This window comes from Paracoccus sanguinis (genome assembly GCF_012689545.1).
In the GTDB taxonomy this organism is placed as follows: Bacteria; Pseudomonadota; Alphaproteobacteria; order Rhodobacterales; family Rhodobacteraceae; genus Paracoccus; species Paracoccus panacisoli.
On record NZ_CP051542.1, the window covers coordinates 2,624,331 to 2,637,323 of the forward strand.

The 12,993-nt window shown below is 65.0% G+C and carries 9 protein-coding genes; 4 read left to right on the plus strand and 5 right to left on the minus strand.

What is annotated here, in order from left to right:
* Positions 1-52 precede the first annotated feature (52 nt).
* The gene (locus tag HGN31_RS12510; RefSeq protein WP_168783404.1) at positions 53-550 is read left to right on the plus strand and encodes a BrnA antitoxin family protein; all 498 of its coding nucleotides are present in this window, start codon (positions 53-55) and stop codon (positions 548-550) included.
* Between the two features lie 298 nt (positions 551-848).
* Here HGN31_RS12510 and HGN31_RS12515 read toward each other — a convergent pair whose 3' ends face one another.
* The 5 genes from HGN31_RS12515 to HGN31_RS12535 all read right to left on the minus strand — a co-directional run bounded on the left by HGN31_RS12515 (position 849) and on the right by HGN31_RS12535 (position 9,633).
* A complete protein-coding gene (locus HGN31_RS12515; RefSeq protein WP_168783405.1) occupies positions 849-2,174 on the minus strand; it encodes a hypothetical protein in 1,326 nt (441 codons plus the stop codon).
* Positions 2,175-2,236: 62 nt separating this feature from the next.
* Complete coding sequence (gene carB, locus HGN31_RS12520) at positions 2,237-5,572, minus strand: carbamoyl-phosphate synthase large subunit (RefSeq protein WP_168783406.1); 3,336 nt, start codon at positions 5,570-5,572, stop codon at positions 2,237-2,239.
* 441 nt (positions 5,573-6,013) lie between these two features.
* A protein-coding gene (locus HGN31_RS12525) for an IS3 family transposase (RefSeq protein ID WP_168783407.1) occupies positions 6,014-7,239 on the minus strand; the annotation gives its coding sequence in 2 pieces (ribosomal slippage) (positions 6,014-6,897 and positions 6,897-7,239; 1,227 coding nt in all).
* 652 nt (positions 7,240-7,891) lie between these two features.
* A complete protein-coding gene (locus HGN31_RS12530; protein ID WP_244961013.1) occupies positions 7,892-8,785 on the minus strand; it encodes a flagellar hook capping FlgD N-terminal domain-containing protein in 894 nt (297 codons plus the stop codon).
* Between the two features lie 98 nt (positions 8,786-8,883).
* On the minus strand, positions 8,884-9,633 hold the full coding sequence (locus tag HGN31_RS12535) for a flagellar hook-length control protein FliK (protein ID WP_168783408.1): 750 nt from the start codon (positions 9,631-9,633) through the stop codon (positions 8,884-8,886).
* A gap of 1,365 nt (positions 9,634-10,998) precedes the next feature.
* On the opposite strand from HGN31_RS12535, the gene HGN31_RS12540 reads away from it, so the two are divergent.
* The 3 genes from HGN31_RS12540 (at position 10,999) to HGN31_RS12550 (ending at position 12,931) form a co-directional block, all read left to right on the plus strand.
* Positions 10,999-11,244 (plus strand): rod-binding protein, encoded by a 246-nt coding sequence (locus tag HGN31_RS12540; RefSeq protein ID WP_168783409.1) that lies wholly within the window; start codon positions 10,999-11,001, stop codon positions 11,242-11,244.
* Positions 11,237-11,551: a hypothetical protein gene (locus HGN31_RS12545; RefSeq protein ID WP_168783410.1), complete on the plus strand. Its 315-nt coding sequence runs from the start codon at positions 11,237-11,239 to the stop codon at positions 11,549-11,551. The genes HGN31_RS12540 and HGN31_RS12545 overlap by 8 nt, the downstream gene beginning before the upstream one ends.
* A 174-nt stretch (positions 11,552-11,725) precedes the next feature.
* Positions 11,726-12,931 (plus strand): flagellin, encoded by a 1,206-nt coding sequence (locus HGN31_RS12550; RefSeq protein WP_168783411.1) that lies wholly within the window; start codon positions 11,726-11,728, stop codon positions 12,929-12,931.
* Positions 12,932-12,993 lie beyond the last annotated feature (62 nt).

Below are 12,993 nucleotides of genomic sequence, written 5' to 3' on the forward strand. Positions count from 1 at the left end.
CCGGTTAACCCGCGGGGGCGAGGATGGGCGCGTGAACCGGGGAGGGCGGGCGATGGCGCAGAGCAAGGCCGAGGCGGCGCGGCGGGTCAACTATCACTACATGGCCGACGTGATGCGGCGGCTTGAGTGGGACCTGCACCAGAAGATCCTGACCGAGGGGCGGGTGCCGGACGCCTGGCACGAGCTGGCGCGGGAGCGCGGCACGGGCAAGCGGGTGCGGGTGACGCTGATGATCGAGGAGGATGTGCTGCGGTTCTTCCGCAGCCTGGGCGAGGGCTACGGGCCGCGGATGAACCGGGTGCTGGCCGGGTTCATGCACGCGCGTCTGGCGGGCGTGCTGGAGGGGCGCGAGACGATGGACTATCTGCGCCGCCGCGACAGCGAGGGGCTGAACGGCCCGAAACCCGGCTGGGGCGACACGCAGAAGCCGATGGACGATATCGACCCGCAGATGGCGGAGTGGATGAGCGACGATCCGGGGGTGCCGATGGGGGAGGAGAAGGCGGGGAAGCGGGCGGATCGGATGGCTTGGTTACGGGTGAGGGAGTAAAGGAAACATCCTCTAGTGACGTACCGTCGATATTTCGTTGAACAACAGACACCTGACCAGTGCAGAGGCGGGAGAAAGGCGACATTCTCCTCCCGCCTCGTCCTAGAGTGTTCTAGCTTTCTAAGCCGCTTCTTCTCTTCGTACCTCCACCGCCGTCAGCACAGGCGTTCTTGCGAGAGCATCAGTGATCTCCTGATTGGTCCGCCGAACCGCTTCGTCAAGTTCGAAGCGAAAGCGCGCTTCCACATCCTCGAAACTATAGCGTCGGGTCTGAAGGGGTTCCTTCCTCCAGAGGCTGCTAAGCGTCTCCTGCATTCTGCGCCCTCCTTGGCTCATAGTTAGGACGAACGCGCGTAAGGTACCTCGCGTTCAGTTCGATAGGGAAGTAATGCTTCCTTTTCACCCAGACAAACCCTTCCGATCGGGAGATAATCGCAACGTCAACCGGGCCCCCTACGGTCTCAAGCCCAGCCGAGACCTTACGTTTCATTGACGTCAGTTCCACCAAGGCCTCCGCCATCTTGGCCAACTCCGGCTTTGGCATGAACTCTATCATGTCTTCGACCGACCGTCGCGACCTATCGACGATCGCAGTAAACGCCTGGTCTCGTAAATTCTTGATGAACGCCTCTTCAGCTTCCCGAGCACCCGCCCGAACCTCTTCAAGGGCAGTATCGTCAGTAGAGGCTATTCGGTCTAGCACGCGAGCGGCGATAGTTCCGACCGTCCGCCGAGCAAATTCCTCAATTTCATCTTGGGTACCGGTGTCCAGTCCATAAAGAAACCGTTCGACCATTTCTTTTTGTGCAAAAGGCTTGATAAAAGCTCGAGGTCCCGCTCGGTCAATATCGCATTCTTCAGTCCAGTTAAATTTCAGTCTTCCCGCTAACACCCCCTCCATCTCAAATGACAGTAACGTCGGAAAAATATCATCGCTTCCGAAGCCTGCAACAATTACACCGGTTCGACTCGGGGAGAGGTCACGCGACAAGAGAAGACGCTCGACTAACTGGACTGCCATCCCTTGTTGATCAGCGTCAACATGGCCCAACACATCACTTATGATCTCAGTTATTTCCGCCCGCTCCCACTCATCCAAATCTTTTGAGTTGCTGGACAAGAGGAAGTTTCCAGGCGGAAGACCTGCCACTTCATTATTAAGTTGGCGTAACACAGCTTCGGCGGCGTCTCTTCCAAGATAATCAATCTTTTTCCCGTTCTGAACGGCAGCAAAAACGCGTCTGCTAACCTCTTCTTCAATGTCTCTCCGTATCTTTTGAGCGGCAGGAAAAACTAAGTTATGAAGGAATGAGCGTTTTTCAGAAGAAGGAGCGGCTAAGCCTTTTTCGTTTAAGAATGACAGCAAGCTTTCGACGCACGCTTTGACGGTTTGATAACTGTCGTTTTGAGAGCGGAAATCTTTTATAAGATCTTGCAGCGGTATGCCCGCAAAATGCATGCCATTGTAGATCATTATCCCAATGGGCTGCGTGCAGGAAAGTTCAAACAATTTGTCGGCGCTGTCAAAAACTTTATGGTTCGAGCTTCCAGAAGAGATCGTCACCGCGCTGTCCGTCGCTAATGCGACAGCGCTTTTGTTCAAGATGGCAATCTCTGCGGTCATTCCCACCCTCCCCGTCAATAACTAGATATTGTGGCGCGGATAGTACCCTCGCGCAAGGAAAATCACCCCTGCAACGTCCTGACCCCCACGTCCCCCTCCTCGCGTGAGCGGATCGCGGCCACCGCGGCGATCGCGCCTGCCGCGGTCGTGAAATACGGGATCTTGTCGTACAGCGCCACAGACCGGATGTCGCGCGAGTCGGCAATCGCCTGGGTGCCCTCGGTGGTGTTCAGCACCATCGCCACGTCGCCGTTCTTCAGCCGGTCGACGATGTTCGGGCGGCCCTCGTAGACCTTGTTCACGCGCTCGGCCGCAACCCCTTCCGCGGACAGGAAATCCGCCGTGCCGGCCGTCGCCACCAGCGAAAAGCCCATCGCGGCGAGGTCGCGCATCGCGGCGGCCATCTCGGGCGTCTTGTCGGTGTCGCGGACCGAGACGAAGACGCGGCCCCCCTCGGGCAGATGAGTGCCTGCGCCCATCTGCGCCTTGAGGAAGGCGCGCGGGAAGTTGCGGTCCCAGCCCATCACCTCGCCGGTCGAGCGCATCTCGGGGCCGAGCAGCGTGTCGACGCCGGGGAAGCGGGCGAAGGGCAGCACGACCTCCTTGACCGAGAACCACGGCGTGATCGGGTCGGCCAGCGTCAGCGGGTCGGCGTAGGGCAGCGGCGTGTCGGGGCCGACGCCCGCGGGGTAAGGGGCGCGGTGGGGGAAGGCCGACAGCGGCTCACCCGCCATCAGCCGGGCGGCTATCGAGGCGATGGCCGAATCGGTGGCCTTGGCGACAAAGGGCACGGTGCGCGAGGCGCGCGGGTTGACCTCGAGCACGTAGATCGCGCCGCCCTTGATCGCGAACTGCACGTTCATCAGCCCGACGACGTTGAGCGCGCGGGCCATCGCCTCGGTCTGGCGCTTCAGCTCGGCGATGGTGGCGGCGTCGAGCGTGTGCGGCGGCAGCGAGCAGGCGCTGTCGCCCGAATGGACGCCGGCTTCCTCGATATGTTCCATGATGCCGCAGACGTGGACGGTTTCGCCGTCCGAGAGGGCGTCGACGTCGACCTCGATCGCGCCCGAAAGGTAGCTGTCGAGCAGCACCGGGTTCTTGCCCGAGACCTGGACAGCGTGGGTGATGTAGCGGTCGAGGTGGTCCATGTCGCGCACGATCTCCATCGCGCGGCCGCCGAGGACGTAGCTCGGGCGGATCACGAGGGGGAAGCCGACGCGGGCGGCGATCTCGCGCGCCTCGTCGGGGGAGTGGGCGATGCCGTTGACGGGCTGCTTGAGGCCGAGGTCGTTGATGAGGCGCTGGAAGCGCTCGCGGTCCTCGGCGAGGTCGATGGCGTCGGGGGTGGTGCCGAGGATCGGGATGCCCTCGGCCTCGAGCGCGTTGGCGAGCTTGAGGGGGGTCTGGCCGCCGAACTGGACGATGACGCCGTGGAGGGTGCCGTTCTCCTGCTCGACGCGGAGGATCTCGAGCACGTGCTCGAGGGTCAGCGGCTCGAAATAGAGGCGGTCCGAGGTGTCGTAGTCGGTCGAGACGGTCTCGGGGTTGCAGTTGACCATGATCGTCTCATACCCCGCCGCGGTCAGGGCAAAGCAGGCGTGGCAGCAGCAATAGTCGAACTCGATCCCCTGGCCGATGCGGTTCGGGCCGCCGCCGAGGATGACGACCTTCTTGCGGTCCGAGGGGCGGGCCTCGCATTCCACGTCGCCCATCGCCGGGGCTTCGTAGGTGGAATACATATAGGGGGTCTGGGCCTCGAACTCGGCGGCGCAGGTGTCGATGCGCTTGAAAACCGGGGTCACGCCGGCGCCGCGGCGGGCGCGGCGGATCTGGGTTTCGTCCTGCCCCGCAAGATGGGCGAGGCGGGCGTCGGTGAAGCCCATCATCTTGAGGCGGCGCAGGCCGTCGGCGTCGGGCAGGCCCCGGTGGCGGACCTCGTGCTCGGCGTCCACGATCTCGCGGATGCGGGCGAGGAACCACGGGTCGAAGCGGGTGACGCGGGCGATCTCGTCGTCGGTGAGGTCGGCGCGCATCGCCTCGGCGATGACGCGGATGCGGTCGGGGGTGGCCTGGCTCAGGGCGCGGATGAAGGCGGGCTTGCCCTCTTCGGTGGCGCCGGGGATCGCGATCTCGTCGAGGCCGGTCAGCCCGTTCTCCATCGACGCGAGCGCCTTTTGCAGAGATTCGTGGAAGGTGCGGCCGATGGCCATGACCTCGCCCACCGACTTCATCGCGGTGGTCAGCTCGGGCTTCGAGCCGGGGAACTTCTCGAAGGCGAAGCGGGGGATCTTGGTGACGACGTAGTCGATGGACGGCTCGAAGCTGGCCGGCGTCACGCGGGTGATGTCGTTGTCGAGTTCGTCGAGCGTGTAGCCGACGGCGAGCTTGGCGGCGATCTTGGCGATCGGGAAGCCGGTGGCCTTGGAGGCGAGTGCCGACGAGCGGCTGACCCGCGGGTTCATCTCGATCACCACCATGCGGCCGTCGGCGGGGTTGACCGCCCACTGCACGTTCGAGCCGCCGGTCTCGACCCCAATCTCGCGCAGCACCGCGATCGAGCCGTTCCGCATCCGCTGATACTCGCGGTCGGTCAGGGTCAGGGCCGGAGCGACGGTGATAGAATCGCCGGTGTGGACGCCCATCGGGTCGACGTTCTCGATCGAGCAGACGATGATGGCGTTGTCGGCGCGGTCGCGCACGACCTCGAACTCGTATTCCTTCCAGCCGAGCAGGCTTTCGTCGACGAGCACCTGCGCGACGGGGCTCGCGTCGAGGCCCGAGCGGACGATGCGTTCGTAATCGTCGCGGTTGTAGGCGACCCCGCCGCCGGTGCCGCCGAGCGTGAAGGCGGGGCGGATGATCGCGGGCAGGCCGATCTCGTCCAGCGCCGTCATCGCCTCGGCCACGCCGGCAGCGATGTCGTATTTCCCGTCCGGGCGCTTGGGCGCGCTGACGATGGTGGCGCGGGGGTTTTCCAGCCCGATCCGGTCCATCGCCTCGCGGAAGAGCTTGCGGTCCTCGGCCATCTCGATGGCGGCCCGCTGGGCGCCGATCAGCTCGACATCATACTTGTGCAGCACCCCCGCATCGGCCAGCGCCAGCGCGGTGTTGAGCGCGGTCTGACCGCCCATGGTCGGCAGCAGCGCATCCGGCCGCTCGGCGGCGATGATCTTCTCGACGATCTCGGGGGTGATCGGCTCGATGTAGGTCGCGTCGGCCATCTCGGGGTCGGTCATGATGGTGGCCGGGTTCGAGTTGACGAGGATGACGCGGTATCCCTCTTCGCGCAGCGCCTTGCAGGCCTGGGCGCCGGAGTAGTCGAACTCGCAGGCCTGGCCGATGACGATGGGCCCTGCGCCGATGATCAGGATCGAGGAGATGTCTGTACGTTTCGGCATGGCGGCCCCTCGGATCGTCGGTGTGCAAATCGTCCGGGGTTATAGTCGGCGCGGGTTCGGGCGCAAGGGTGGGGTGGCAGGGGCGGGATGGACGGGGGATCTTTCCTGCGTTCGGGCGGCGCGTCCGGGCGAGGGGGGGGGCGGCGTGGTGTCGCGAGCGGGTTTTCGGTGGAGGAAGCGGGTGTTCGGTGGAGGAGGGCGGGTCGCGCCTGATCTCCGGGATGACGCGGACGACGGATTGGTCACGGTCACCATACACGGTTCACGGTGCAAACTGCGCGTTATGCATCAGCCCGGATCGCTCCCGCCTTGCGCCTTACCTACGCTAGCGACACGGCAGTCTAATTTTGTAGACAGGTTCCCCGCGCAGGCTTGGGTAGGCCGAGAGCGGCTGCAATCGACGGTGGCCTGTACTGGTCTTGCCCCCGTTTCGCGGGACACTCAGGCCGTTGCGGTTTGAACTTTGATGAACTCGCGAGGCGAGCGCATCTTCAGCCCTGAGTGCGGGTGGTTTTCGTTGTAATCCTCGATCCAGGCGCCGATCAATCCGAGGGCGGTCCTGGCATCCGGCAGCGGCGTGACCTGGACGTAGTCGCGTTTCAGCGTCTTCACGAAAGCCTCCGAGATGCCGTTGCTCTGCGCGCTTCGCACCGGGGTGAAGCAGGGCTTCAGGCCCAGCTGGCGGGCGAAGACCTGCGTGTCCTTGGCGATGTAGGGCGAGCCGTTGTCGGACAGCATCTCGATGACCGCAGGCGCACGGTATGTGCCGAACCGGCGCTCGACGGCCTCGAGCATCAGGTCCCGGATGTCCGAGCCGCTGACCCCGGCGTTGACCACAGCCCGCCAGGCGATGATTTCCCGATCATGGGCATCGATGATGAAGGCGCCGCGGACGATGTCGCCGTTCCAGCAGGTGAACTCAAACCCGTCGCTGCACCAGCGCAGGTTCGAGCGCATCACGATGATCTTGCCGTCGTGCACATGCTCGGGGCGTTCGGAATATTCCCGCGCCAGCAGCAGGTTGTGGGCCTTCATGATCCGGTAAACCCGTTTGTGGTTCACGGGCGCCAGGCTTTCCGCCCGCAGTTGGCGGTTCAGAAGCGCCGTGATCCTGCGATAGCCGTATGTGGGACGCGCTGACACGAGCGCCATGATCAACGGCACCACCGCCGCGTCTTGCGCCTTGTGATAGCGCCGACGCGGCTTCGCCCTGCCTTGCAGGCGGTCGATCAGGTTGGAACGGGCCACCCCCAGGGTCTCGGCGACGACCTTCACCGGAAACCGTCCCTGAGAGGCGACCGCGCGAGCAAGGTCGGTTTTTTTGAGCGTGCCTTGTCCAGGGCCTCGCGCAGGATCTCGGCCTCCAGCGTCTTGCGGCCGAGCTGGCGCTCGAGTTCGCGGATCCGGTCTTCCATCTGCCGGACGGTCCGGTTGCTGGTCACATCGTCATCTTCCGACACGGCCACGGCTCCCCCATCCAGCATCAGGCGGCGCCAACGATAGAGCAAGTTCGGGGCAACGCCATTGCGGCGGGCGACTACCGAAATGCTGGCCCTCTTGTCCAGCGTCTCCTCGACAATGCGCAGCTTCTCGGCCGCGCTCCAGCGACGACGGCGGCCGCCGTCGGTGATGATCTCGATCTCAGACATGATCACATGCTCAGGCATATGCCTAAGCCTCCATGATTATGCCCAGGTGTCCGGTCGAAAAGGGGGCCAGTTCATGTACGCATATCTTGTCCGGACACCCATCACCCATTGCGGGAGGATGGTGGCGCATTGATTGAAATCGGCCCACAGCCTTCGTGGGACGCCGACCCAAATAGGCTCATCCTGACTGTGCCAGCCGCACCCATTACTTGGCGAACTGCTGGACGATGGCAGAAAGAAATTGCTGGCTGGCCATCGACAGCAAAGGGGCGAGGCGTAAAGCCAGTCCGCTCGCAAGCGAGCAGTTGACCGGATGGACTGATGCTTGGCTAGCGCCAACAAGGGGCCTTGGATCGGAGCGATGCAGGCGCGGCGCTCGGCCGCTTCAAAAGCAGCCAACTCGCTCGCTGTCGGGGCGAGCGATGCTTCCATGCGTCGAGTAGCAGCGCGGCATACGTGGCTAATTAATGCACGCCCCGACCAGGAACCTGCCCAGCGATTCCATCGCACCGCAGTGATTCCGCCGCCGTCATGGTCTCGCCGCACCAGGATGACCGCCCAACAACCTCCACACTCTGTCGCCGCCCTGTGGAGATCGGACCCACATCTCCGCCGGGCACACGTCCACAGCTTCGTTGCGTTACGCCTTCTCCTGCAACGCACGCGCGCGTCACGTCGGATCCCGCAACGCCGTCACCTCGCTATCGAGCGCGCTTGCCCCGCCAGGCAGCGTCAACCGCAGGCCCTGCGAGGTCAGCTCGGCGCCCGTGACCCGCGCGTAGGCCCCGACCGGGGCGGTCTTCACGATGTCAGCCCCGCGCAGGCTGACCAACTTGAAGCTGTAGGGTCCGGGGGGCAGCCCTGTTCCATCCGCCGCGCGGCCAGACCAGGTGATCTCGCCCGGCTGGGCGGGAAGCGTCTCGCGCGCGGCCTCGCGTCCGTATCGGTCGAGCGCCACAAGTTGCACCGAAGTGGCGTTCTCTGCCGGGCGGATATCCAGCCGTAGCGGATCGCCGCCATGCCAGACGGGGGCCGTCGTGCGCACCTCCTTCCCGATCCAGCCCGCCACGCTGCCGAGCCCCTCCGCGCGCGCCGCCGTCATCTGCTCGAGCAGCTGGTTGGTGCGCGCCTGCTGTTCGACCCCTGAGAAGGTCGCCAGCTGGACGGCGAAGTCCGAGCCCTCCATCGGGTTGAGGGGGTCCTGATTCTTGATCTGCGTGGTCAGCATCTTGAGAAAGGTCTGGAAATCCCCGCCAGCGAACCCCGACCCCGTGACCCCGGCGTCCGGCGCCGGCTCGCCGCTGTCGGGCGCAGTGGCCGCTGTGCCTGTGGCTGGACTCGGTGCATTCGCGCTCATCAGACGCAGGGCGGGGGGGGCTTCACGCATGACGTCTCCGACTGCGTAGGGCTCAAACGTCGCGATGCCCGGGGCAGCGCGGGGGCTCTGGTCGAGGGCGGCCGCAAACTCAGACGCCGCGGGGTAGCCCGTCGCGGAGCCGGGAAGAGGCGGCCGCGCCGCGGTTGTGGCGGAGACGGTCGGCAGGCCTGAGAGCAGTTGGGTCATGCAGTGTCCGGCGTGTTGCGTGGATGGAGGGACGGCGGGCAGTTGGGTCCGGTGCCCGCGGAGGTTTCAGCTGTCGCTGATGAGCGTCCTCGATCTGATCATAATCGCAGGTCGAGGCGCCCGCTGCCCCGGGCACGCAGCGCCGGGGTGGTGTCGGCGCTCGCGGGCCCGGTTTGCGCTACTGCGTCCAGTGATACCGTTCGAGATCGGTCGTAGACGGGCGGTCGCTGCGACTGGTTATGGTCGCTCGACCCGCCCGAGGGCTGATTGCCGGAGCCCTGCCCGCCCGCGAGGTTCGATCCCGTCCGCCCGTCGTCGATGCCCGCCCGCGCGGGCGGGGGGAGGTGACGCTCTGCGGCGGTGCCATCGGGACCGCGGATGAAGTCGAGACGCGCGTCCGGCATCCCGTGATCGCGCAGGTCGCGCAGGAGTTGGTCGGTGTGGCCGCGGATCAGCTCGAGCGTTGCAGGGCGCTCGGCAACGATCCCCAGTGACGCATGGCGGTCCATCGCGAGGGTCACTGTCACACGGCCAAGTTCGATCGGGTCGAGGGTGATCTCGACGATTCCGTCGCGGGTCCGCACAATGGCATCCGCGATTTGGCGAAGCGGCTCGGCCGGCGGAACGCCTTTCGGCCCGGTGAGCTCGCCTGTGCCGGAGATAGCCGCAACCTTGGGCGACGTGGCTGGCAGCCCCTCTAGCGGCGCGGCAACGCCGCTCCGGTCTTGCACTAGAATCTCGCGTTCGCGCGGCCGCTCATCGCGATCGCTAGCGGCCGAGACCGAATGGTCGCCGTCCGAGGGTTGGGCAGGCGACTGGTTGGCGGCCTCTACTGAGTGCAGGCGCATGGGGCTAGGAACGTCATACAACTGTGACATAGCCGCTGGGGTCGCTACCCCCTCTGTCTTCGTCGCGTGCCGTGTTGGGGTGGGGAGCATGGCCAGTGGCGTGGAGGTGGCAGTCCAAGCTGCAGCTGGTGAGTTCAAGTGTGTCGGGGAGGCAGGCCGACGTGCGCGCGACTCCCCGGCGTGAACGGGTGGGTCGGCCAAGGGCGGCAGCGCCGCCTTTGCCAATGGGGCGATCCTGTCGGCCCCCGAAGATACATTGGGGGAGGGGGTGGCGGACCCTGGTGGATGGGGTGCCGAGACAGTCTGCACTCCCGGTTGCGACGACCGCTCGGACACCGGTGCCTGCTGCGCGGACACCGGGGCTGCGTCGCCCGACGACCGAGGTAGGGCTCGCTCAGTCGGTGGTTCTATGGGAGCCGCCTCCGCAAAGAGAGGCTTGAGTACCCGGGGGGAACATTGGGCGACCGGTCCGACAGCACTTTCCGATCGTACGCGGTGCGTCGGACCGATGTCGTGGGAGGCGACGACTGGAGTTATCAAATGCCTGGGACCCGGGCGTTCCGATTGTTCGGGTGAAATCTGGCCCTCCGCCGCATGCGGCTTCGTGACATCGCTTGGAGGCGATAATGCCTGTTTTCCGGGAGGCGTGGCTCTTCCGTGGGGCGGAAGAGCAGCGGCGGCAGACGAGATAGTGTCCGGTTGAGGAGGGGAATCCGCTCGGGCTACGCCGTGACGCGCAGAGGAAATGGCAATTTCGTCGTCGATGTCTTCGACGGGAATCGCGGAGGCTCCGGTCGCTGCCGAGAAAGTGTGTATTGTCTTGGCCTCCCTTTCTTTCATCTCGGACGTCCGGGCGAAACTTGCCGCCTCCGGAGTGGGGACGCCGTCCAACGGCGGACGAAGCACAGGCAGGGCTGGGCCTAGCGGACCAACTGCGGCCAGCGACGTGACACAATCCGCGTATACCGCGTCGGCCGGTGGGCTGACGCAATCGTCGACCTCTGCGTCGTTCTGAAACTCCGCAGGAAGACTACCCTCTCCAAGCACTCCGGATGGTTCTCCTGCATGTTCGTGCTCAGGTTCCCGCTCAGCCTGTTGATCGCCGGAACGCGGCGCGCCCGCGCTCGCTGCCAGGACGCCATCGAGGGCGGCAAGCACCGCCGAAAAGGCGTCTTCGGCTGCCTTCGGCGCAACGCGGAATGGGGGCGCTACGGCAGCAGAAGGCAGCGGCGTCATTAACGCAATCGGTGTCACGGCAACCACCCCGAGCGAATCGATGTCTCGATCATTATCGGCTCCGGGTTACCAAATATTTACCGCCCTCGGTTAGGACGGAAAAACATCCATTCTTAACGGAGCGTGCCCATGATCGAATTGCTGGTGAATAGTCCGACGGTGCGACCAGCGCCGACGAAGTTCTCTGACAGGCTTGAGGCGGCTTTCCTGTCCGAGATGCTCAAGATTGCAATGCCTGCCGAGCGCGACGGCGCCTTCTCAGGCGGAATCGGCGAATCGCAATTCGCGTCCTTCCTGACCGATCAATATGCCGATGCCATGGCGGCACGGCTGGAACTCGGGCTGGGCGCAAGGGGGGCACGCACGGATGGCTGACCGGGCAGGACTGATCGAGGCGGCCTGCACGGCCATGATAGTGGGTGAGCCGTCCGAGGCCGAGGCTCTGCTCACCAGATTTCATCGGTCGGTCGAGCGGCGACCGTTGGAGCCGGCCGAGCAGGGGGAGTGCACGCGCGCACTCGAGCGCCTGTCCCGGCTGGCCCAGGCAGCCTTGAGCGGCATCGACGCGGCGCGCGGCTGGCTTGAGGAGCTGGCGCAGGGTCACGGCGGGCTCGACGTCTATGATCGCGGGGGGCGCCAACGTGTCTCCACCTCACTCGTCGAAGCGAGCCAGAAGTTTTGATGAAAATCCGGTCTATTGCAGCTCTGGTTTCAATGGCGCGATTCAGTATTCGTTAGCTGTTGCCGGTTAAACCGGGAGCTGCATCAGACGATGCCGGGAAAACCCGCTGGTCAGAATGGCCGCATTTCGTGAAACCCGGGCGCCGGAACGTCGCCCGAATTGCAGGAGGACACAATGTCCAGCATTCTGACCAACAATGGCGCAATGGTTGCGCTGCAGACCCTCAAGGGCATCAACTCGGCCATGGCGAAGACCCAGGACGAGATCTCGACCGGCAAGTCGGTCGCGACGGCCAAGGACAACGCGGCCGTCTGGGCAATCTCGCAGGTCATGGAGGCCGATGTCAGCGGCTTCAAGGCCATCTCGTCGAGCCTGTCCATGGGGGGCGCCGCCGTCGGCACCGCCCGCGAGGGCGCCGAGCAGGTCACCGCCCTGCTCAAGAAGATGCGCGACACGATCATCACCGCGCAGACCTCGGCCGATCGCGGCAAGCTGCAGGACGACGTCACCAACCTGAAGAAGCAGATCGACGGCGTGGTGAAATCGTCGCAGGTCAACGGCATGAACCTGCTCGATGGGTCGACCGCCACGGTTGACTTCCTCTCGGCGATCGACCGCTCGGCCAGTGGCTCGACCTCGTCCAGCATCACCGTCGCGGGGTCGAACCTTTCGACCGGCGGCTATGTCAGCAAGGCAGCGCTGGCGGGGTCCGAGGGGGCGTCGGGCGCTGGCGATACCGCGGCGTTCTTCCTCAATGCGGGCGACACCGCGGGCAAGGCCATCACGATCGACGGTGCCGCGACGCTCGCCGCCGGTGACCGGATCTCGGTGACGATCGGTGACAAGGTCGCCAGCTATACGCTGACGACCGAGGATGCCGCCGCCTCCTCGCCCGCCGACATCGTCGCCGTCGGTCTGAAGTCGGCGATCGAGAAACTGGGGATCGCCGGGGTCGGCGTGGATTACGACCAGGCCGCCCCTGGTGAGCTGAACATCACCAACACGGGCACCACTGACCTGCGGGTGACGGCACAGTTCTCCAACGCGGGGGCCGGTGCCCTCGGTGGACTGGCGACGCTGTCGGTGAGCACCGAGGTCAACGCCCGGGCGGCGCTCGGCGCGATCGACGCGATGATCTCGACCGCGGCGACGTCCGCGGCCTCCTTTGGCTCGGTGGGCCGCAGGATCGAGATGCAGACCGAGTTCCTGTCGAAGCTCGGGGACTCGCTGAAGACCGGCATCGGTGCGCTGGTTGATGCCGACATGGAAGAAACCTCTGCCCGCCTGCAGGCGCTGCAGACCCAGCAGCAGCTGGGCATCCAGTCGCTGTCGATCGCCAACAAGGCGCCTCAGAACATCCTCGCGCTGTTCCGCGGCTGATGAAAGCGGCCGGGGCGGAATAGTCGCCCCGGCCTTCCCCCACGCAGCTTGAAGGGAGCGCC